Consider the following 22018-nt stretch of genomic DNA (forward strand, 5'->3'; position numbering starts at 1 on the left):
AACCAATGAGCGAACCAACCATGACTCAGACACCCTGGTGGCAAAGCGCCGTGATTTACCAGATCTACCCCAAGAGCTTTCAGGACTCCGGCGCCCGTGGCACCGGTGATCTCAAGGGGATCATGGCCCGCCTCGATTATCTCAAGACTCTCGGCGTCGATGCCCTCTGGCTGACCCCTGTCTACGTCTCCCCCCAGGTGGACAACGGCTACGACATCGCCGACTACCTGGCCGTCGATCCGGCCTACGGCACCATGGCCGACTTCGAGGCGCTGCTGGCTGCCGCCCACGCACGCGACATCCGCATCGTGATGGACATCGTCGTCAACCACACCTCCACCGAGCATGCCTGGTTCAAGTCGGCGCTGGGTGACAAGCAGAGCCCTTATCGCGACTACTACATCTGGAAAGACCCGGTAGAAGGCGGTGCGCCCAACAACTGGCAATCCAAGTTTGGCGGCAGCGCCTGGGAGCTGGACCCTGCCACCGGCCAGTACTACCTGCACCTCTTTGCCCGCGAGCAGGCGGATCTCAACTGGGAAAACCCTTTGGTTCGCGCCGAGGTGAAAAAGATCATCCACTTCTGGGCGAAGAAGGGGGTCGACGGTTTTCGTCTCGACGTCATCAACCTCATCTCCAAGGATCAGGCGTTCCCGAACGACGAGATAGGTGATGGCCGCCGCTTCTACACCGACGGGCCGCGCATCCACGAATTCCTGCAGGACATAAGCCGAGACGTCTTCGCCCCGGTGGGGGCCATGACGGTGGGGGAGATGTCCTCCACCTCGCTGGAGCACTGTCAGCGCTACGGCGCCCTCGATGGCTCCGAGCTCTCCATGGTGTTCAACTTCCACCACCTCAAGGTGGATTACCCCAACGGCGACAAATGGACCAAGGCGCCGTTCGATTTCCTCGAGCTCAAGCGCATCTTCAACCACTGGCAGAGCGGCATGCATGGCAAGGGGTGGTCGGCGCTGTTCTGGTGCAACCACGATCAGCCGCGCATCGTCTCCCGCTTCGGCGACGAGGGCGAACATCGGGTGGTCGCCGCCAAGATGCTGGCCAGCACCTTGCACGGCCTGCAAGGGACCCCCTACATCTATCAGGGGGAGGAGATCGGCATGACCAACCCCGGCTATCAGCGCATCGACGACTATCAGGATGTGGAGAGCCGCAACATCTTCGCCATCAAGCAGGCGGAGGGGATGAGCGAGGCCGAGATCCTCGCCATTCTGGGGGCCAAGTCCCGGGACAACTCCCGAACCCCGATGCAGTGGAGCGCCGCCCCCAACGCGGGCTTCACCCAGGGTTCGCCCTGGCTCAAGCCTGCCGCCAACTACCCCGAGATCAACGCAGAGGCGGCGCTGGCCGACCAGCACTCGGTGTTCTGGCACTACCGGGATCTCATCGCCCTTCGCAAGGCATATCCCATCTTCACCCAGGGGGATTATCAGGAGCTGCTGGCGGGGCACGCCCGGATCTGGGCCTATGCCCGCCGCGCCAACGGCCAGACCCTGCTGGTGGTGAGCAACTTCTACGGCGAGCCGGTGGAGTTTGCCTTGCCTGCCGAGCTGCAAACCGGCGAAGGCCGCCTGCTGCTTGGCAACTACCAAGGCAGCCCGGCCCGCCCGCAATCCTGCGAGCTGCGTCCTTATGAATCCCTGATCTGGTTGATGGAGCAATGATGGCCGAGACAATCACAGTGCAGCGGGCAGCCGAGCGTTGCCCCGAATGGCAGAAGATGGTGGCGGGGGAACCCTATGATGCGGGCCACCCCGAGCTGAAAGCGGCCCGCGAGCGCTGCCGCAGGCTCTATCACGGCTTCAACACCCGCTGGCAGGAGAAGCCGGAGCGGGATGCCCTGCTCCATGAGCTGCTCGGCGGGCGCGGTGCCCAGTGCGCCATCACGCCCCCCTTCTTCTGCGACTATGGCGCCAACATCTTCGTCGGCGAGAACTTCTACGCCAACATGGGCTGCACCATCCTCGACGTGTGCGAGGTACACATCGGCGACAACGTGCTGCTGGCGCCCGGGGTGCAGATCTACACCGCAGCCCACCCGGTGGCGGTGGCACCTCGGGTGGCCGGGGTCGAGTTCGGCAAGCCGGTGCGCATCGGCCACAACGTCTGGATTGGGGGCAGCGTCGTCATCTGCCCAGGCGTCACCATAGGGGACAACAGCGTCATCGGGGCGGGGTCCGTGGTCACCAGGGATATTCCGGCAGGCGTGGTGGCGGTCGGCAACCCCTGCCGGGTGTTGCGCCCCATGACGACAGAGGAGCTGGCGGCCGGGGAGCCCGGCTGACACAGAGGGGCAGGTAGTACCTGCCCCTTTTAATTTTCCTGACGCCCCCTTCGCGCGCCTTTGATTCCGTCAAGGCGGCGGCCCCCTCCCCCTTCCTCACCCGGGCAGCAAGGCGCCGCAACGCTTGTGCTGTCCCATGACCACCAGGGTCTTGAAGCTGCGCACCTGCTCCCTGGCATGGAGCACCCGCCGGGTGAACTGCTCGTAGCTCTGCATGTCTCGCGCGGCGACCTGCAGCACGAAGTCCTGCTCACCCGTCACGTACCAGAGATCCATCACCTCGGGTTCCCGCTGCAGGCTGGCGATCATCTCATCGACGATGCGGCCGTGATCCCGCTCCAGGGTCACCAGCACCAGCATGGTGATGGGCCAGCCCATGGTGGCCGGGGCCACCAGCGCCACCTCCCGCTCGATGAGGCCCGCCTCCCGCAGCGCCCGGACGCGGCGGTAACAGGCGGGCGCCGAGAGGCCGACCCTGTGGGCCAGCTCGGGAATGGGCAGACGGGCATCCTGCTGCAGCTCGGCGAGGATGAGCAGGTCAAATTTGTCGGTCATGGGGCTCATTAGATAAAAATTATCGTGCAATGCCAGTATTAGACCGAAATTACGGCGGTCTCCAGATATATTTTATTGCTCATCGTCCTGCCCCGGTATGAACACCATGCAACCCAATCCCAATGCCCTCTCCTCCCTGCTGGCCGTCCTGCTCGCCATGCTGTCGATCACCCTGGGGGCCTCCCTGGCCAAGTCGCTGTTTCCCCTGCTGGGAGCCGCCGGCACCACGTTATTCCGGCTGGGGTGTGCCGCCCTCCTCCTCTCCCTGGTGTTTCGCATCTGGCGTGCCCCCCTCGACAGGCGCACCCTGCTGGGGGCCATCCCCTACGGACTGTCGCTTGGGGCCATGAACCTGCTCTTCTATCTGGCGATCGAGCGGATCCCCCTCGGCGTGGCGCTGGCCATCGAGTTCATCGGCCCGTTGACGGTGGCGCTGCTCAACTCCCGCCACCGGGCAGACTTCCTCTGGCTGGCGCTGGCCATCGCCGGGCTGCTGCTGCTCTTGCCCCTGCGGGAGGCCGAGCAGGCCATAGATCTCCTGGGGGCCGCCCTGGCTCTCGGGGCTGGCGTGTTCTGGGGGCTCTATATGCTGACCGGCAAGCGGGCCGGTGCCTTGCTGGGGGCCCAGGCGCCGGCGCTGGGCATGTGGGTGGGCACCCTGCTGGTGCTGCCCTTCGGCCTCGGCGGGGCGAGCGAGGCCAGCTTCACCCTCCCCGTGATCCTGACCATCATCGGGGTGGGGCTGCTCTCGAGCGCCATCCCCTACTCCCTCGAGATGTTTGCCCTGCGCCGGTTGCCACTCAAGAGCTACGGCATCCTGACCAGCGGCGAGCCCGCCATGGGCGCCCTGATGGGGTTGTTGCTACTGGGGGAGCAACTGCCCCCGTCCCAGTGGCTGGGGATAGCCGCCATCATAGCCGCGTCGATGGGCACCACCTGGCATGGGGGACGACGACGCGCCGACCCGGCCTGATCCCCCCAACAGAGACGATGGCTGGCCTCATTTCGGCAACGGTCCTGCAGGCCGCTGGCGGGAGCGGCTCAGACGCAGATAGACCTGAGTGGCAGCTCCCTCATATCTTGTTCATGTTTTTTGAACATCTAGACCAGTTAATCTCGCTAACAACCAAGGGATGACCTGTTTACCATTCACTCATCGCTTAGGCAGGATCGCCAAGCGGCCAAATAACCAGTTGTTCAAGGCTGTGATACCCGAAACAGGGTGTCTGATGTCAGTAAAAGAACTACATAGTATTTGAATAACCTCTTGCAAGGATGCATTGATGCTGGCCTCTCCGGCCTTGCCAATGACATAAAAACCAAGAGAGTGAATGAACATGAAAAATGTAATCAAGATGCTGGCCGTCGCAGGCCTGATGAGTGCCGGTGTTGCCCAGGCTGCCGTTCCCGCCGACTTCAATGCCACCCCGGGTGTGCTGTTCGTGAACTGGCATGCCAGCGCTGCCATGGCCGGCAAGAGCAACCCCATGTTGGAGGTGCGCGACGAATCCGGCGATCTGGTGGCCTCCGTCCACGCCAATTTGATGGGCACCCAGCAGGTGCAACTCCCGAGCCGCGCCCAGGGCAACCTGACAGTGAGCCTGGGGGATCAGAGCAGCGACTACCGCATCCCCTTTGGCATCGGCAGCGGCAACCCGCGCTGATCCTCGCAACCGACGCTTTCACTCCATCCGGTTGCCCGGACCCGGCCAGAAAGGGTGAGTGAGCCCCATGACAAAAGCGCCATAGAGGCGCCCTTGTCGTTTCTGCCGGTTCGTCAGCGGCTAATGGGTAAACACGGGTCCAAAACCGGATCCCCACAGAATGGCCGTGGCCGCCAGCACGCAGACCAGCAGCACCAGACCGACGGTGACCACGGAGCTGGCATAGATGAACCCCTGTTCCTTGGGAATGTGCATCAGGATAGGCACCCCCACATAGAGCAGGTACACCGAGTAGCTGAGCCCGATGAGGCCTATGATCATCATGAACCAGAGATGCGGGAAGAAGGCGGAGAAACCGACCATGAACAGCGGTGTGGAGGTGTAGGCCGCGAGCTCTAGCGATGTCGTGTAGCTGGGATCCGAACCGAAGGTATGACCCATCCAGTGCACCAGATAGGAGAGTGCGAGGACGCCTATGATGAGCGTCACGTACATGGCTATCGACAGCATGAGGGCACTGTTCGCGGTCAGGGTGATGGGCTCACCGACGCCAATGCTCCAACCTATGTGCACGGCGGAATAATAGGCACAGATGGGCGGGATAAGGGCCACGATCAGGATATGAGTCAGACTGTTTCGGAAACTGTCATGCCTCTCGTCTATGGTATGCCATTCGGTGTGAGGATGCGCATACAATCCCCATAAGTGATTCAATATCATAGCGTTATTCCTTCTCTGCTTCGATTGTGGACTGATCGATACCGCTCTCGCTCCCCTGTTTTCTTCTCGTGCAACACTAGGCGCACCATCCATCGCAAGCGCGACCCATGACTCTAAATAAAGTCGCTCCACTGCCGGTGCGTCAAGGAAGAACGCCATCCCCGCCGTGCTGGCGGATCCTGGCGGCTGGTCAGTCCCTGGCGGCAGGGCTAGTGGTGTCACCGCCGCCAGCGCTATCGTCAGTACTGCTTGGTCTTTGAAGCAAAGCCTGCGAGGAAGAGGCCGGTCAGAAACATGCCGCAGAACGCCTCTATGGCCGACAACAACTGGAGGGGAGAGGAGGTCTGGGAGATATCGCCGTAACCCAGGGTCACGAAGGTCACTATGCTGAAGTAGAGGGAGCGCCCCAGGTGACCATGGGTCACGGACTCCGGCGCCAGGAAGTAGGTCAAGGTCGCCAGCAGTATGACCCCCATCGACATCAGCAGGCTTCTTATCGGCCGCTCGCCAAATCCCCAGGTGATGAAGCTGACAAACTTGCTGGCACACTTGAGATAGCACAGCAGGGAGAGCCACCCCTTCGTCATCAGGCCGCTGCGCAGCCAGCGCTCCCTGAACAGCTCCCTCGGGCTTGCCAGGGATTTCATCTCGTGCAGCTTCTCCTTGTAATAACACTCGCCGGCATCGACGGTGTCTCCCACGCTGGAGAAGATGCGTTTGGCGTTGCGGTACAGCTTGCTGGCCTCGTTGTGATCGATCCGGCCATTCTCGTTGTAGACCACCTGCACCTTGTCCAGATTGGTGTGCTCCATGGTGGCATCGAAGTTCTTGGCACTGACGTTGAAATTTTTCAGCACGGCCCGGGAGGCGTGAAAACGGATCTCCTCGCACTCTATGGTGAAGTCCTGAAACACGCCATCCTCCAGCGCCAGCTCCCGTTTCTTAGCCCAGGCCCTGTGATCCCACAGCAGGGAATCGAACAGATCGAGGCCGATCACCCCGCCGTTGACCCTCACCCCCTTGGCCGAGCAGTGCCACAGATAGACCTTGGAGTTGTTGACGGCGCCGTCCAGCGAAAGCTCGTCCAGGCAGGTAAAGTCCAGCAGCCGGCCGGAGATGATGGGACTCTTGAGCTCGACGCCACCGATGTTGAGCAGGCGATGCTTGCCCAGCACCTGGGCCTCCCCCTTGTTGTTCTCGGAGACGGAGAGCAGGCTCTGCGCCCGCTTCACCTCGGCTTTGCCATGCCTGGCGGCCAGCCACATGGCATAGGGCTCGAAGCGCGTCTCGGAGCGGATAAGGCCGCTCTTGCGCAGGGACTCCAGCGCGCTAGAGGCGCTCTCATAGAGCCTTATCTTGTCGTCGCTCATGTAGACGCAGAGGCTGAGCACGGATCGCGAGCTGATGAAGCGGGCGATGCCGATCTGGAAGATGACGCTTTTCTCCATTTTCTGCTCTGTCATCCAGTCGTCGAAATGGGGCAGCGAGGCCACCAGCAACTCCCAGATCAATGGATAGTCATTCTCCCGCCGCCACTCGTTGAATTGTTCGGGAGAAAGCTGCCACAGCTCGGTCGCATTCATAGATTACCTCGATCATGGTTTTGTCCCGCCCAGGGTTGCCAAGGGAGGGGATCAGGTGCCTGCACGCCCAAAGAGAGATGCCAGTTCGCAGAAAGCGGGGGCACAGGCCGGTCACGCCATCATACTAGCCGAGAGGATGGCTGTAACTCACTGACAGGAAAGGTATAAGAGGCGGGGTACGACAGATTGTCGCGAAGCTGAAGAGGGATAAGGCACCAGGGTCGCCATGCCAGGCGGTTTCGTCCGTCCTAAAGGCGGGAGCCCGGACAAGCAAGAGGGGATGCCATGGCATCCCCTCTTCACATCAGCTGAGCTGACGTCAGCTTATTGCTGCACTTCCTGCACGCCGGAGACGCGGACTTCGACGCGACGATCCGGTGCCAGGCAGGAGATCAGCTCGTTCTTGCCCTTGACGCCGTCACACTGGGTGCCGGTGACAGGGTCGGCTTCACCGCGACCTTCGATGGCGATCTTGCTGGTGGCCAGGCCCTGGCTCACCAGGAAGTCGGCCACGGTGCGGGCACGGGCTTCGGAGAGCTGCTGGTTCTGGGCATCGGAACCGATGCGGTCGGTGTAACCCACGACGATGGCGCTGCCATCCTTCGGCTGGAATTCAACGATCTGCTTGTACAGACCGCTCAGGGCTTCCACCCCTTCCGGCTTCAGATCTGCCTTGCCAAAGGCAAACAGCACGTCTGAGTTCAGGGAAAAGTTCTTCTCGACCATCACAGGAGCCGCCTCTGCCACAACCGGAGCAGCAACAGGCTCAACGTAGGAGGTGCGGAACGGGTGATATACGGCTTCCAGCGTCGCCACGCTCTGGTTGGACTTGTACTGCTCACCGGTGTAGGTGGTCAGATCGGCCACGTCCCACATGTAGCGGTAGCGCGCCTGCAGATCCAGGGCATCGTTCAGCTTGTAGGTCAGACCGACGCCAGCCATCGGCGACACGCGGGAATCAGTCACCCCAAAGCCATGCGTATGGGACCAGTAGGCACCCGCTTCACCGAACAGGGAGAAGTCCTCACCCAACGGCAGACGGGCGATACCGGACAGGGTGGCGCCCTGGTTTTCGTAGGTGTTGTTGTGGATGCCGCTATTGGTATTGCCACGGCCAGCGTACAGGTAACCCAGTTCGGCACCGAACGTCTCGTTGAAGTTGTAACCCATGAAGAGGTTACCGGTGAACGCGTCTTCGGTACCACTGTCAACGCCTTCTACCTTGTTCAGACCGTTGAAGTGAGCGGCACCGACACCGGCACCAAAGTAGATGTCGTCACTTGCGTGAGCAACCGTGCCAGCCAATGCCAATGCAATCCATACAGGTGTCAGTCTTAAGTTCATCACAGCCTCGTCGATACTAGTTGCGGGCTTGCAGCCCTTGTTCTATATGAGCACCATTGTAACGACCAGTTCTTGTACAGGAGCTTAAGCAACGAGACCATTTATGATGCATTGACCGCCTGTTTTGAATGCACTTTCAGCTTTCCATTAAGCCATTGCGGCCAACATCCTAGCGAGCACATCCCGATGTGCGGTGATACGCATGCGAGACTATAAAAAAAGACCCCTGTCTTGCGACAGGGGTCTTTTTGAAATGGCTCCTCCTACTGGACTTGAACCAGTGACATACGGATTAACAGTCCGCCGTTCTACCGACTGAACTAAGGAGGAATTGTAAGTGGTGCCCAGAGACGGAATCGAACCGCCGACACGGGGATTTTCAATCCCCTGCTCTACCGACTGAGCTATCTGGGCAAATGGTGCCGGCTACCGGAATCGAACTGGTGACCTACTGATTACAAGTCAGTTGCTCTACCTACTGAGCTAAGCCGGCACACTTAAACTATTGTGCATGAACAAATTTTTCTTTCATGGCACCAAATATGGTGCCCAGAGACGGAATCGAACCGCCGACACGGGGATTTTCAATCCCCTGCTCTACCGACTGAGCTATCTGGGCGTGGGCGCTATTAAACGGATTTTAAGGCGGGTGGTCAACGGGAAATTTCACTTTTCGTCTCGTTCGTCTCTTTTTTGCGCAGCATCACTCGTTTTTATCACTTCTGTGGGGGAAGCAGTGCCTCGGCGGCCCCATAGCCGGGATTCCTCGCCCCTGAGCAGGCGGGTGATGTTCTCGTGATGGCGCACCAGGATGAGACAGGAGAGCAGGGAGACCGGCAGGGTATATTCCGGCTTGAGCAGGTAGGTAAAGAGCGGGGTCAGCAGCACTGTAATGATGGAGGCCAGCGATGAGTAGCCGCTTACCAGCAGTACCAGCAGCCAGGTGGCGATCGCCGCGCCCCCCATGGCAAAGCCGATGGGCAGCATGGTGCCGAGCGCAGTGGCGACGCCCTTGCCCCCCCGGAAGTGGAAGAAGATGGGGTACATGTGACCCAGACAGGCAGCGACGCCGATGAACCCCAGGTAGACGGGCTTGATCTGCAGATACCAGGCGAGGTAGACGGGAGCCATGCCCTTGAGCACGTCGAGCAACAGGACGATCAGCGCGGCCATCCGGCCACCGAGGCGCAGCACATTGGTCGCCCCCGGGTTGTGGGAGCCATGGTCGCGGGGATCCGGCAGACCCGTGAGGCGGGAAACCAGCACGGCGCTGGACAGCGAGCCGCCCAGATAGGCCAGAATAATCATCAAAATCGTCAGGGCCGTCATCTTGGTCGTTTTTACCACGATATGAATGGGGTATGATGCGGGCCACATTCTCTGGTCTGGGCTTGCCCGAAAGCCTGTCGCCCAAACCGGCCGCCAGCGGCAATCGGCTTGCCAGGCCTGCATCCCTGCGCTGTTTTCACAGCCCATCAAGAGTAAAGAAGAAGTACTGTCATGGACAAGGTGTTTATTCGCGGACTCGAGGTTTTGACCACCATAGGGGTATATGAGTGGGAGAAAGGCATTCGCCAGAAGCTCTGTTTCGATCTCGAGATGGGATTCGACAACCGACCCGCCGCCGCAACCGACGATATCAATCTGGCACTGGATTACGCCACCCTCTCCCGCAAGATCTGTGATCACGCCCAGAGCAAGGTCGTCGAGCTGGTCGAAACCATGGCCGAGCAGGTGGCCGCCCTGGTGCTGGCCGACCAGCGGGTGCAGTGGGTCAAGGTGACCCTGACCAAGCCGGGTGCCGTGCCCAATGCCGCCGGGGTCGGGGTCGAGATCCTGCGCCACCGCACCCCGGCCGCGAGCGCCTGCTGATGACCCGCATCTATATCAGCCTGGGCTCGAACCAGATAACAGGGAGCGCTGCATGACCCGTATCTACATCAGCCTGGGTTCCAATATCGAGCGGGAGCGCCACATCCGGGCCGGCCTCGATGCCCTGCATGCCGAGTTTGGCGAGTTGCAGGTTTCCCGGGTGTTCGAGAGCGAGGCGGTGGGCTTCAATGGCCGCCCCTTCTACAACCTGGTGGTGGGGGCAGACACCGATCTGCCCCTCGCCGTTCTGTGCCAGCGGCTACGGGCCATGGAGTTCGCCCACGGCCGCGAGCCCGATGCCAAGAAGTTTGCTCCCCGCACCCTGGATCTCGATCTGCTGCTCTATGGGGATCTGGTCTGCGACTCCCCCCTGGTACTGCCCCGTGGCGAGATCCTTACCAACGCCTTCGTGCTCTGGCCGCTGGCGGAGCTGGCCCCCGGCCTGCGCCATCCCACCTATGGCCGCCCCCTGGGCGAGCTGTGGCAAGGCTATGACAAGGCCTCCCAGCGCCTCGACCCCATCCCCTTCCACTGGACGCCGAGCGGCGTCCTGGCCGATATCCAGGCCTGATCGCGCCCGCCCCCTTCCGGACACACCCCACCGCCGGTTCGGGGCGACGCCAGACTATTTCGCTATATGACAGTGGGATGACAGAACCCATCGAATCCATATCGCGAAACCGGCAGAATAAAACGCTAAAGCGACCTTCAGGATATATCTTCAGCGCCGATACGCTAGCCATCTCCCTTGCCCCTTGAGGTCGTCGTGAACGTCAAACAGAAACTTGTGTTATCCGCCATCCTGGTGGCCGGGATCCAGGCCGTCGTCATGGGGGTCATGTTTTACTTCTCGGGGCAGGAGTCGCGCAGCAACGCTGAAATGCTGCAGGCCAAGCAGGTGGAGGCCGACCTCGTCGCCCTCACCCTGCAGGAGAGGGAGTTCCTGTTGAGCCGGGACCCCGCTGCCGCCACCGCCTTCATTACCCAGAGTGACCAGGCCAGTCAGCTGCTCGCCGAGATGGCAAGAGACCATGGGGGCACACAGCAGGCCGACATCCTGGCCTTTGCCAGCCAGCTCAAGGAGTACAGCCGCCAGTTCGAGACCCTGCGCGCCCAGCAGGAGAAGATAGGGCTCACCCCTACCAGCGGCCATTACGGCGCCCTGCGTCAGGCCATCCATGCCCTGGAGCAGGAGCTCAAGGCCCGGGGTCAGCAGCAGGAGAGCCTGCTGATGCTGCAACTGCGCCGGGACGAGAAGGACTTCATGCTGCGCCGTGACATCAACTATCGTGCCAAGTTCGAACAGAACCTGGCCCCCCTGGCCCTGGCTCTCGCCGGTGAACCGGCCCTCGCCGCCCTGCTGGAACGCTACCGCCAGAACTTCCTTGCCCTGGTCACAGAGGAGCAACGCCTGGGTCTGAGTGCCAGCGAGGGGCTGAGGGGCGAGCTCAATCGCAGCGCCGAGCAGATGCGCCAGGCGGGCATGACCCTGACCCAGGCCCTGACCCGGGAGGCCGACGCCACCCATGATCGCACCCTCAGGATCATGGTCCTGCTCTGCATCCTCGGCATACTGGCCGCCCTCGGCCTCAACCTGCTGATCGGCCGCGACGTCATGACCGGCCTGCAACGGCTGGCAGACACCATGCGTCGGGTCACCGCCAGCAGCGATCTCACCCTGCGCGCCCGCATCGGCTCCAGGGACGAATTTGGCGCCATGGGCCGCGACTTCGACACCATGCTGGAGCACTTCAACCAGGTCATAGGCCAGGTCGTCTCCTCGGTCACGGACCTGGAACGCCTCACAGCCCAATTGCAGCGCAACGCCAATGCCGCCCAGGAAGGTACACAGCAGCAGTTGCAGGAGAGCGATCTGGTTGCCACCGCCGCCACCGAGATGGAGAGCACTGTGCAGGAGATCGCCAGCAACACGGAGAGCGCCGCCGAAAGTGCTCGCACCACCAACCTGAGCGCCCAGCAGGGTCGGGAGAGCGTGGAGACAACGATGGCGGTGATCCATTCCCTCTCCGCCAAGCTGGAAGCCTCGGGCCAGGAGGTGATCGCCCTGGCCGAGGAGAGCCGTCAGGTGGGCAATGTGCTGGCGGTGATCCAGGCCATCGCCGAGCAGACCAACCTGCTGGCCCTCAACGCAGCCATCGAGGCCGCCAGAGCCGGCGAGCAAGGACGAGGTTTCGCCGTGGTTGCCGATGAGGTGCGCAACCTGGCCATGCGTACCCAGCAGAGCACCAGCGAGATTGCCGCCATCGTCTCCGGCTTGCAGGCCCGTACCCAGAGCGTGGTCACCCTGATCGGCGAGTGCCGCACCCAGGGGGAACGCAGCGTCGAGGCCGCCGGAGAGGCAAGCACCCAGCTCGCCAACATCACCCGTCAGATGGACCAGATGATGGACATGAGCACTCAGATAGCGACCGCGGTCGAAGAGCAGAGCTCGGTGGCGAGTGAAATCAATCGCAATGCCGTGGTGATCCGCGACATCGCCAACGACGCCCTGACCCAGGCCGAGCAGAACAGCCGCGCCAGCCGGAACGTGGCCGAACAGGCAAGCCTGCTCCACCGGGCTGTCGATCAGTTCAGGGTCTGATACCCCAATGAGAGAGGGCGGCCAGGGCCGCCCTCTCTTTTTGCCGTGCCATCCCTGTGGTCATCAGAGCGGACCTTGGCGCCGTCTCTCCTTGACATCATCTCTGGCCAGCTGGGCGAAGATGAGCGCCGCCAGCATGGACATCAGACCTATGCACAGATAGGTGAGGTGGAAGCCGCCGAGCCAGCGTTCGCTCGCCTGGGCCGGCTGCCCGGCGGAGAAGAGCCCGAGCAGGCTGGCGGCGATGGCCACCCCCAGGCTCATGGAGAGCTGCATCACCACAGAGAGCAGGCCGTTGCCGCTGCTGGCGTGCTCGGCACTCAAATCCTGCAGCGTGAGCGTATTCATGGCGGAGAACTGCAGCGAGTTGATGGCACCGAAGACCGCCAGCCAGACCAGCAGCACCCAGTGCGGCACCTGGTTGTCGATGAAGTAGAAGCTGGCGATCATCACCCCCAGCGCCAGGGTATTGCCGATCAGGATGCGGCGATAGCCAATGCGCGGGATCAGCTTGTTCACCAGCGTCTTGGTGAGCATGGCGCCAATCACCGTGGGGATCATGGTCATGCCCGCCTTGCTCGGTGAGAAGCCCAGCCCCAGTTGCAGGAAGAGCGGCGTGAGGAAGGGCATGGCGCCGCTGCCGAGGCGGGCGAACAGGTTGCCCCAGATGCCGATGGCGAAGGTGGTGGTCTTGAACAGCGCCAGGCTGAAGAGCGGCTGCGCCACTGTGGCGGCATAGAGCCAGTAGCTCGCCATGGCGGCCAGACCGAACAGCAGCGCAAACAGGGCCCAGCCGGTGGAGATGCTGTGCTCCCCCAGCCCCTGCAAGCCCACCGACACCAGCACCATGCCGACGCTGAACAGCACAAATCCCTGCCAGTCGAACCTGGCGGTGTGCTGGCGCAGATCGGGCATGAAGTACCAGCTGGCGATGAAGCCGAGCACCCCCACCGGCAGGTTGATGAGGAAGACCCAGTGCCAGCTCGCCACCTCCACCAGCCAGCCCCCGAGCGCCGGGCCCATGAGGGGCCCCAGCAGACCAGGGATGGTGACGAAGGACATCACCCGCAGCAGCTCGTGCTTGCTGTAGACCCTCAGCACCGCAAGGCGCCCTATGGGCATCAGCAAGGCGCCGCCCACCCCTTGCAGCACCCGGGCGGCGACCAGCATGGGCAGGGTATTGGCGGCCGCACAGGCGAGGGACCCCAGGGTGAACAGCAGTATGGCGGCCAGGTAGACGCGGCGGGTGCCGAATCGGTCCGCCAGCCAGCCGGAGGCGGGAATGAGCAGGGCCACCGTCAGCATGTAGGCGATGATCACCGACTGCATCTGCAGCGGGCTCTCCCCCAGGGCCTCGGCCATGCTGGGCAGGGCGGTGTTGAGTATGGTGCCATCCAGCGTCTGCATGAAGAAGCCGACCGCGGTCAGCCAGGGTAGCCACTTGCGTTGGGCGGGGGTCACCAGGTGAGTGCTGTCAGGCATGAGTCTTTGTCTCCTCAACAGATAAGAAAAGACCCGCACGGGCGCGGGTCATATCAGCATATCAGGCATCCGGCTGGCCGAGCATGGCTCTTAGCTGCTCTTCCAGACTGGGCTCAGGGGCCCTGAGCGTCTCCATGAAGAGTCGCTCTATCCCCGCCTTGTCCTGGCTCTTCACGATGAACACCAGCCGGGACTGGGCCTTGCCCTCCGGCCACTCCCCCAGGGCCTGCAACGGATAGAGCTGGCCGTGCACTCCGTGGATCACCACGGGCTGGCTCTCGCCCTCCAGCTGCAAGATCCCCTTGAGCCGCAGCAGGGCGTCGCCATACTGCCCCTGCACCGCATCGATGGCGGCCAGCAGGCGGGACGGCTTGAGCGGCTCGCCGATGCGTAGGGAGAAGCTCTCTATGTTGCCATGCTCGAAATGGGTCGGTGCGGCCGTGCCCACCTTGGCGGCAAACGGCTGCATCCTGGGTTGCATGGGGGAAGCCAGCCCCTGTTTCGGGGACTCGGTGCGCAGCCAGGCCAGCAGCTGGCGCACGTCGCGCCCCGCCGCCTCGTTGTAGGCGCCGAGCTTCTCCAGCACGGCGGGTGAGAGCACGCCGTTGCTGACCCGCTGGATGGGGGCCGCCGGGTTGAGGGAGGCCAGCTGCGCCTCCACCCGAATAAGCGTCTCTTCCTCCACCAGGTCCCCCTTGCTCACCACCAGCAGATCCGCCAGGGCCACCTGCTTGACCGCCTCGTATTGCTGACCGAGCTGCTGCTCGATATGGCCGGCATCCACCACTGTCACTGTGCCGTCGAAACGGTAGCGCTGGGCGATGAAGCCCTCCTCCTTGAGGGTAAAGAGCACGGGAGCCGGGTCAGCCAGGCCAGTGGTCTCGATAATCAGTCGCTTGAAGGGTTTTATCTTGCGCTGAATCGCCTTCATAAAGAGTCCCTGCAGCGCCTCCACCAGGGAGCCCTGCACCGAGCAGCAGATGCAGCCGGAATCGAGCAGCACCACCTGCTCGTCCACCTGCTGTACCAGGTGATGATCCAGCCCCACAGAGCCGAACTCGTTGATGAGCACGGCGCACTCGCCGAGCTCCGGCTGCTTGACCCAGTGGTTGAGCAAGGTGGTCTTGCCGCTGCCGAGGAAGCCGGTCAGCAGGGTTACGGGGATTCTGGTGTCTTGCGGGTCTGTCATGTCACATCCTTAGCGCCTGTCGTCATGGGGCCTGAAGAGGCTATCTCTTCCCCTCATCCCCACCCCTTCTCCCACCCGGGGAGAAGGGAGCAAAAAATATCGCCCCTTTCCAAGAGGCCGGCCTCAGCGGTTGGCGAACAGCTCGCCGAGCCAGCGGTTCTCGAAGCGGCCATGGGGGTCGAGCTCGCGCTTCAAGGCCAGGAAGTCGTGCCAGCGCGGCACCAGGGTCGGGAAGTCGTAGAGATCCATCGCCAGGTGCTTGCCAAAATGCGGCGTGCCGCCGAGCGGTACCAGCAGCTGCTGCAGCTCGCGCATCTGCTCCATGGAGCCCCCCACGAAGGTGCCGTCCGCCGCCAGATAGACCAGAAACCCGATCCAGCACACCGACTTGCCATAGGCGGCGCTGAGCCAGGCCTCTGAGGGGCCGGTGCAGCGCAGGATAAAGGGGTAGTGCAGCGCCCCCGGATTACGCTCCTGCCAGTGCTGCAGGATCTCCAGCGCCTCCTGCATGCGCTCGAGGGGCACCGCCACCTCGCAGTTGATCTGGGGCGCTGGTATCCCCTTGCAGAGGATCTGGTAGACGTTGCCCACCAGGTCAGAGGCATCCTTGAAGCGGCGCACCGTCTCGAAGTGCTCGCCCGTCCGCGCCTCGTCCTTGGTGTCCCGCGCCATCTTCTGCAGGGTGGCATCTATGGTGTCATTGAGTGCGGCTGTCAGGGCGCTGTCGACGTCCCCCTCCAGCAGCAGCGGCTCGCTGCCCCCGGCACGGTAGCGGGCCACCTCCTCCTCGGAGGCGGGATCCACCAGCCAGATGTGGCTCTCGCCGGTCCAGGCGAACCACCAGCTCTTCACGAAGCCGTGCTCACGGTTGAGCCGCTCGTTGTGTTCCAGCAGGAAGGGGTAGTCGGTGGTGAACTTGGTGCAACGCATGATGCGGTTCGGCACTGTGCGCAGGGTGACGTCGAGCAACACGCCGAGCATGCCCATGCCCATCACGAAGGCACCGAAGCGCGGATCGGCGCGATCCACGCCAATGATCTCCCCGTTGGCCAGCATCACCGTCAGGGCCTCCACCGCATCGCACAGGGAGGACTGGTGCAGCCCCTGGCCGTGGGTGCCTGTGCTGAGCGCGCCCCCCAGGGTCTGGATGCCGATGACGCCGGGGGACGCGGGCAGCATGCGATCCATGGCGATGAGCTCCCCATAGACGGTATCGAGGGGCGTGCCCGCCTGGTAGGTGACGGTATCGGCGCTCTGGGCCAGGCGGCCGCGCAGATGGTGCAAATCCACCAGCAGCGCCTGACTGCCCTCGGCATAGACGCTGTGGATAGGTTCGAAGGAGAGACCGGAGCCGATGAGCCGCAGCTTGCGATCCGGGTACTCCCGCAGTAGTTGCTGCAGCTCGTCACGGCTCTTCGGGCGCCACACCTGATCCAGGGCGCCGAGGGGATTGGTCCTGGACCAGTTGAACAGCACCTCCCGATTGCCAATCGCCTTGATGCTGTGAAATGCCTGGAACCTGACCGTCATACCGCGCCTCATCTGACTTCAAAATGAGCGGCAATTCTACCGAAAAGCGAGCGCCAAGGCATGAAAAACAAGCCCCTACAGTCGAGGGTGGATAAGGGGAACCAGCACCCTCCCCCTCAGCGCGAGGGCTGGGTCAGTGCCAGCAGCATACCGAAACCCACCAGCAGACCGCCAAAAATCCGATCGATCCAGTGGCGCACCGCCAGCAGACGAACCCGAACCGAGGCGCTGGAGAAGAAGAGCGCCACCGCGCTGAACCAGAGGGCGTGGGCCAGCACTATGAAGGCGCCATAGCCGAGCTGGACCGCCAGCGGCGTCTGCGGCTGCACCACCTGCATGAAGAGGCTGACGATGAAGATGGTGGTCTTGGGGTTGAGCACATTGGTCAGAAAACCGGTGCGCAGCGCCCCCAGGCTGGAGAGGGCTGGCTGACTCGCCAGCTCTTCACCGGTCGCGGGCTGGGTCCGCAGCATCTTGATGCCGAGGAAGATGAGGTAGGCCGCCCCCGCCAGCTTGATGAGGTTGAACAGCCAGAGAGACTGCTGGATCAGCAGGCCCACCCCCAGCAGGGTGTAGCTCACGTGGACACAGACCCCGGCCGCGATGCCGAGCGCCGTCAGCACGCCGGTGCGACGGGAGAGCAGCAGGCTGTTGCGCGACACCATGGCAAAATCGGGGCCCGGGCTGATGACGGCAAAGAAGGTAATGGCTACTACGGCTAACAGTTCGGTCATGAAAATAGTCCTGATCACATGGGATATCGGCTATTTTATTTGGCAATTATCCCAATGACGAACGATAACTTCTGACATGAACGGTGAGAAAAATTCACAGAAAAGCCTCTCGCTCCCCTCCCTGACGGCCCTGCGCTGCTTCGAGGTGGCGGCCCGCACCGAGCACTTCGGCCGCGCCGCCGACGAGCTGCACCTCACCCATGGAGCCATCAGCCGGGCGGTGCGCCTGCTGGAGGAAGATCTGGGCGTCAGGCTGTTCGAGCGACGTCAGCGTCGGGTCTTCCTGACCGAGGCGGGCGACCGGCTCTATCAGGCGGTCAGGGAGGGGCTGGGCCAGATCCGGGAGACGGCCCAGGCGCTGCGCCAGCAGAGCCGCCCCCAGTCGCTGGTGCTCTCCTGCGAGCCCACCCTGCTGATGCGCTGGCTGATCCCGCGCTGGCCCGCATTTCAGGCCCTGCACCCCGAGCTGGACGTCCATCTGATGGCGGGGGGCGGCGCCCTCAGCTTTGGCAGCGGCATCGATCTCGCCATCCGCCGCAATGACTTCCACTGGCCCGAGGATCTGCACAGCCAGCTGCTGTTCGAGGAGCTGACCGGGCCTGTCTGCCAGCCGGGCAAGGTGGAGCAGTTTTTCGAGCCGCGAGGGGAAGAGCCCGCCCTGCGCCCCTCGACCCCCCGTCTGCACACCAAGACGCGCCCGGATGCCTGGCCAGGCTGGCTGGAGAATGCAGGGCATAGCCTGAATGACGAGGCGCCCAGCCTGCGCTTCGAGCACTTCTACTTCAGCCTGCAGGCGGCGGTGGCGGGCCTTGGCGTCGCCATCGGCCCCTACCGGCTGGTGTGTGACGACCTGGAGGCCGGACTGCTGGCGGCCCCGCTCGGCTTCGTCCCGGATGGCACTGGCTACCACCTGCTCGCCCCCGCCAGACCCAAACCCGGCAGTCCCCACGAGACGCTGGCGAACTGGCTGCACAGCCTGGCGCGCTGAGAGAACCGACTCAGGTCAGTCCGACCAACTCCATGACAGGGTCGGTATTTTGCCCCTCAGCCAGCCACTCGTCGCAGAATTGCTGGATGGGCGCGGGGCGACCGAACAGGTAGCCCTGCAGATAGGTCACCTTGCCCTTGAGATACTCCGCCTGCTCGCGGGTCTCGACCCCTTCGGCTACCAGCGTCAGGCCGAGGCGATGGCCCAGATCGATCACGTTGTCGACTATGTGCTCGGAGAGGGACTCGGTCCCTATGCGCGCGATGAAGGACTGGTCGATCTTGAGGTAGTCCACATGGAACTGCTGCAGATAGACCAGGCTGGAGTGACCGGTACCGAAATCATCCATGGCCAGCTTGACCCCCATCTCGTCCAGTGCCTGGAACAGCGAGAGGGTATGGGGATCCGCCACCAGGAGCTCCCGCTCGGTCAGCTCCAGCACCAGGATCACCTTGCCCGGTGCGAAGCGGGCGAGGAAGCTGCGACAATCCTCCAGCAGGCTGTCGTCGCGGCAATGGGCCGCGCTGATGTTGAAGCCGACATGGAAGCCATCGGACAACCCCGCCTGCTCGGCGGCCAGTCGCTCAGCCACCACCCCCATGACGAGGCTGGTCATGGGCACGATCAGGCCGCTGGCCTCCGCCTGGGGAATGAAGAGATCCGGCCGGATCAGGCCCACGTCAGGATGCTGCCAGCGCATCAGCACCTCGACCCCCATGATGCGTTCGCTGCCGCTCTCCACCAGGGGTTGCAGGTAGGGGACGAACTCTTTGGCCCGCAGGGCCCGGGCCAGCTCGCTGATCGGGGAGCGGGGGCGCCCCAGCAGCCACCACATGATGGCGGCAAAGCAGGTGCTGAAGGCAAACAGCAGCCAGACCCCGAAGCCATGATGGCGCCACAGCCCCATCAGGGTGGGAGCAGAGGAGTAGCCCGCATAGATGGAGAGAGGATAGCCGGCAGCCTGGCGCTCGACATGCTCCTGACTCGCCAGGGGAGGCTCGGCGGCAAAGAAGTGGCCCTCCTCGTCGAGCCAGCTATTCCCCACCCTGAGCATCAGGGGCATGGCTCCCTGGTTCAGGCTCAGCATGAAGTTGAGGTAATCCCCATCGATCAGGGTCATTACTGCCCCTTGCACAGTACTGGTGCGCACCGAGAGGACGGGATGATGCCGCCGTACCTCGTTCCCTTCCATCAGGCGCAGCTGGCCCTGACTGTACTGCTCGGCGGTATAGGGGATCCGGCGTCGGCCAAACTGGGAGGTGCAGTAGATGCTGTCTCCCTGGCTCAGGTTGACCGAACGCACGAAGGGCACCATGGCGACCAGGGATCTGAGGGTCGGCAGCGCAGCGGCGCAGGGCTTGCCCAGAAATGGCAAGGCCTGGCGATTGGCCGCCTGGGCATGAGACAGCATGGTTTCCATCAGCGCCAGGGTATGGCTCGCCGCCTGATGGGACTCCCACTGCAGATCGACCCGATAGCGAACGAGCATGGCCCAGTTGCCGAGCAGCATGGGCAGCGCGAACATCAGCATGGTGATCAGCAGTCTTGGCCTGGGTCTGGCCGTGTCGGCCGCGGAGCAATAACGCATGGCGGATCCCGTTCGTAAAGGAACGCCATGTTAGCAACCCAAGCTGAACCCAGGCCTAACCGGTCAAATAACGAGCAGCCTCACCGAGGGATCAGGCGGAGGTGGTGCGGGCGGCAACCGGCTGGCTGCCCGCCTCCCCTGCCGTCAATCCCTGGCAGAACTGGCGCAGCGGCTGGGGCCGCGCGAACAGGAATCCCTGCAGGTAGTGGACCCCCTTGCCCCTGAGGTACGCGGCCTGATGCTCGGTCTCGACCCCTTCGGCGACCAGGGCCAGGCCCAGCCTGCGGCCGAGATCGATGACGTTGTCGACTATGTGCTCGGAGAGGGACTCGGTGCCGATGCGCCCGATGAAGGAGCGGTCGATCTTGAGAAAGTCCACATGGAACTGCTGCAGGTAGATCAGGCTGGAGTGGCCGGTGCCAAAGTCATCGATGGCTAGCTTGACCCCCATCTCGTCCAGCTGTGCGAACAGGGAGAGGGTATGGGGGTTGGCCACCAGCAGCTCCCGCTCGGTCAGCTCCAGCACCAGCGCCACCCGCCCTCGCTGGAAGTGAGCGAGGAAGGCGCGGCACTCCGCCAGCAGAGAGAGATCCCGGCAATGGGCGGCGCTGATGTTGAAGCTGATGTGAAACCCCTCGGGCAGCTGGCTCTGCACCTGCTTCAGGAGCTGGGCCACCACCTTCATGAGGTGGGTGGTCATGGGCACTATCAGCCCGGACTCTTCCGCCTGGGGAATGAAGAGATCCGGGCGGATCAGGCCTGAGCTCGGGTGCTGCCAGCGCATCAGCACCTCGGCCCCCACCATGCGGCCGTCCTTGCTGGCCATCAGGGGTTGCAGGTAGGGAACGAACTCTCCCGCCAGCAGCCCGCGCCTCAGCTCGTCCGTCGGGGAGCCCGGCCGACCGAGCACCCACCACACCAGCAGCGCGAGCAGCACAGAGGTGCCAGCCAGCCATAGCAGGGCAAGATGGCGGGCCTCCCACAGGGAGTGCCAGTAGAGCGGCATGGCATAGCCCGCCTGGATGGCGAAGGGGTAGCGGTGGGAGGCGAGGGCAAGGCGGGTCTTGCAGTGCAGCCTGGGGGGCTGGTTCTGATGATGGCCGGACTCATCGATCCAGGCCGACCCGACCTGCAGATAGAGCTCGCTGGTGTCGCTGCTCATGGCGAGCATGAAGCTGAGCTGGGTGCTGTCGATGGCGCTCAGCACCGCATCGCGCCCGCGATCATGGCGCACCACCAGCAGCGGATGATCCTGACTCACCTTGTTGCCGCGCATCAGCAGCAACTTGTTCTGGGTGTAGACCGACCTGTCATCCACCTCATGGACAGGCCCGAACAGCGAGGTGCAGTTGATCACCCCGTCGCGCACCAGATTGACCGAGCGCAGGAAAGGCTCGAGGGCCACTCTCTTGCGCAGTTGCAGCAGGTTGCCGGCACAGGGCCGGTTCACCAGCGGCAATGCCTCCAGGTTGGCCTGCTCGGCCTGGTCCAGCATGCGCTCGAGCAAGGTTCTCGCCTTGTAGGCAGAGGCGCTGGCGTCGCTCTTCAACTCCTGCTCATAGCTGCTGTGCACCATCCAGCCCCCCGCCAGCAGTGGCAGGGTCAAGACCAGCAAGGCACAGCCGAGGCGCCATCTCGTACGGGCAAGATCAATCCGGAACAGGAACATAGAAACCACGCCGCAATTCGCAGGCTTGCCCTGGCAAGCGCCGCAGTGAAATAACGCCCATTTCACACAGAAGACAATGGGACCATTCAGGCCAGACAACCTAACGCAGCGCGCTGGTAAAAGGAATCGACGACGCAGTGGCGGGAGATTGGCGGCCTATTATCGCGCAACCCCCATCAATGGAAAATGCCGC

The 22018-nt window shown here is 63.0% G+C and carries 19 protein-coding genes and 4 tRNA genes; 8 read left to right on the plus strand and 15 right to left on the minus strand.

What is annotated here, in order from left to right; all coding sequences use genetic code 11:
• Positions 1–20: 20 nt before the first annotated feature.
• On the plus strand, positions 21–1685 hold the full coding sequence (treC, locus tag ACWPWQ_RS14935; protein ID WP_454010139.1) for an alpha,alpha-phosphotrehalase: 1665 nt from the start codon (positions 21–23) through the stop codon (positions 1683–1685).
• A complete protein-coding gene (locus ACWPWQ_RS14940) occupies positions 1685–2305 on the plus strand; it encodes a sugar O-acetyltransferase (protein WP_454010140.1) in 621 nt (206 codons plus the stop codon). The genes treC and ACWPWQ_RS14940 overlap by 1 nt, the downstream gene beginning before the upstream one ends.
• A 96-nt stretch (positions 2306–2401) precedes the next feature.
• On the opposite strand, the gene ACWPWQ_RS14945 is transcribed toward ACWPWQ_RS14940, so the two are convergent.
• Entirely contained in the window at positions 2402–2860 is a 459-nt protein-coding gene (locus ACWPWQ_RS14945) for an Lrp/AsnC family transcriptional regulator (RefSeq protein ID WP_247625437.1), read from the minus strand.
• 97 nt (positions 2861–2957) lie between these two features.
• Here ACWPWQ_RS14945 and ACWPWQ_RS14950 point away from each other — a divergent pair, with 97 nt between their 5' ends.
• Both ACWPWQ_RS14950 and ACWPWQ_RS14955 read left to right on the plus strand, forming a co-directional pair.
• Entirely contained in the window at positions 2958–3833 is an 876-nt protein-coding gene (locus tag ACWPWQ_RS14950; protein WP_454010141.1) for an EamA family transporter, read from the plus strand.
• Between the two features lie 358 nt (positions 3834–4191).
• Positions 4192–4524 (plus strand): hypothetical protein, encoded by a 333-nt coding sequence (locus tag ACWPWQ_RS14955; protein ID WP_202047314.1) that lies wholly within the window; start codon positions 4192–4194, stop codon positions 4522–4524.
• A gap of 120 nt (positions 4525–4644) precedes the next feature.
• On the opposite strand, the gene ACWPWQ_RS14960 is transcribed toward ACWPWQ_RS14955, so the two are convergent.
• From ACWPWQ_RS14960 to plsY, 8 genes are all read right to left on the minus strand, one after another.
• Positions 4645–5403, minus strand: a complete 759-nt coding sequence (locus tag ACWPWQ_RS14960) for a Yip1 family protein (protein ID WP_454010142.1) — start codon at positions 5401–5403, stop codon at positions 4645–4647.
• An 80-nt stretch (positions 5404–5483) separates the two neighbouring features.
• On the minus strand, positions 5484–6827 hold the full coding sequence (locus tag ACWPWQ_RS14965) for a potassium channel family protein (protein WP_454010143.1): 1344 nt from the start codon (positions 6825–6827) through the stop codon (positions 5484–5486).
• Positions 6828–7151: 324 nt separating this feature from the next.
• Positions 7152–8171 (minus strand): OmpA family protein, encoded by a 1020-nt coding sequence (locus tag ACWPWQ_RS14970; RefSeq protein WP_454010144.1) that lies wholly within the window; start codon positions 8169–8171, stop codon positions 7152–7154.
• A gap of 254 nt (positions 8172–8425) precedes the next feature.
• Positions 8426–8501: transfer RNA gene (locus ACWPWQ_RS14975), tRNA-Asn, on the minus strand.
• Between the two features lie 8 nt (positions 8502–8509).
• Positions 8510–8585, minus strand: a tRNA-Phe gene (locus ACWPWQ_RS14980).
• A gap of 3 nt (positions 8586–8588) precedes the next feature.
• A tRNA-Thr gene (locus tag ACWPWQ_RS14985) sits at positions 8589–8664 on the minus strand.
• 50 nt (positions 8665–8714) lie between these two features.
• A tRNA-Phe gene (locus ACWPWQ_RS14990) sits at positions 8715–8790 on the minus strand.
• Between the two features lie 47 nt (positions 8791–8837).
• Entirely contained in the window at positions 8838–9500 is a 663-nt protein-coding gene (gene plsY / locus ACWPWQ_RS14995) for a glycerol-3-phosphate 1-O-acyltransferase PlsY (protein WP_139439591.1), read from the minus strand.
• A 171-nt stretch (positions 9501–9671) separates the two neighbouring features.
• On the opposite strand from plsY, the gene folB reads away from it, so the two are divergent.
• The 3 genes from folB (at position 9672) to ACWPWQ_RS15010 (ending at position 12645) form a co-directional block, all read left to right on the plus strand.
• Positions 9672–10043: a dihydroneopterin aldolase gene (gene folB / locus ACWPWQ_RS15000; protein WP_202047317.1), complete on the plus strand. Its 372-nt coding sequence runs from the start codon at positions 9672–9674 to the stop codon at positions 10041–10043.
• A gap of 52 nt (positions 10044–10095) precedes the next feature.
• On the plus strand, positions 10096–10614 hold the full coding sequence (folK, locus tag ACWPWQ_RS15005; protein ID WP_454010145.1) for a 2-amino-4-hydroxy-6-hydroxymethyldihydropteridine diphosphokinase: 519 nt from the start codon (positions 10096–10098) through the stop codon (positions 10612–10614).
• A 195-nt stretch (positions 10615–10809) separates the two neighbouring features.
• Positions 10810–12645: a methyl-accepting chemotaxis protein gene (locus ACWPWQ_RS15010; protein WP_454010146.1), complete on the plus strand. Its 1836-nt coding sequence runs from the start codon at positions 10810–10812 to the stop codon at positions 12643–12645.
• A gap of 63 nt (positions 12646–12708) precedes the next feature.
• Here ACWPWQ_RS15010 and mdtD read toward each other — a convergent pair whose 3' ends face one another.
• The 4 genes from mdtD to ACWPWQ_RS15030 form a co-directional block, all read right to left on the minus strand.
• Positions 12709–14127 carry a multidrug transporter subunit MdtD gene (gene mdtD, locus ACWPWQ_RS15015; protein WP_265435668.1) on the minus strand — a complete coding sequence of 473 codons (1419 nt, stop codon included), beginning with the start codon at positions 14125–14127 and terminating at the stop codon, positions 12709–12711.
• A gap of 61 nt (positions 14128–14188) precedes the next feature.
• Positions 14189–15316, minus strand: coding sequence for a CobW family GTP-binding protein (locus tag ACWPWQ_RS15020; RefSeq protein WP_319917296.1), 1128 nt, complete (start codon positions 15314–15316; stop codon positions 14189–14191).
• 123 nt (positions 15317–15439) lie between these two features.
• A complete protein-coding gene (locus tag ACWPWQ_RS15025) occupies positions 15440–16846 on the minus strand; it encodes a D-arabinono-1,4-lactone oxidase (RefSeq protein WP_454010147.1) in 1407 nt (468 codons plus the stop codon).
• A gap of 116 nt (positions 16847–16962) precedes the next feature.
• Entirely contained in the window at positions 16963–17580 is a 618-nt protein-coding gene (locus ACWPWQ_RS15030; protein ID WP_454010148.1) for a LysE family transporter, read from the minus strand.
• A 76-nt stretch (positions 17581–17656) separates the two neighbouring features.
• On the opposite strand from ACWPWQ_RS15030, the gene ACWPWQ_RS15035 reads away from it, so the two are divergent.
• Positions 17657–18568: a LysR family transcriptional regulator gene (locus tag ACWPWQ_RS15035; protein WP_454010149.1), complete on the plus strand. Its 912-nt coding sequence runs from the start codon at positions 17657–17659 to the stop codon at positions 18566–18568.
• A gap of 10 nt (positions 18569–18578) precedes the next feature.
• On the opposite strand, the gene ACWPWQ_RS15040 is transcribed toward ACWPWQ_RS15035, so the two are convergent.
• Positions 18579–20156 carry an EAL domain-containing protein gene (locus ACWPWQ_RS15040; RefSeq protein WP_454010150.1) on the minus strand — a complete coding sequence of 526 codons (1578 nt, stop codon included), beginning with the start codon at positions 20154–20156 and terminating at the stop codon, positions 18579–18581.
• Between the two features lie 91 nt (positions 20157–20247).
• A complete protein-coding gene (locus tag ACWPWQ_RS15045; RefSeq protein ID WP_454010153.1) occupies positions 20248–21825 on the minus strand; it encodes an EAL domain-containing protein in 1578 nt (525 codons plus the stop codon).
• Between the last annotated feature and the right edge of the window lie 193 nt (positions 21826–22018).

The organism is Aeromonas sp. Marseille-Q7275 (assembly GCF_965119515.1).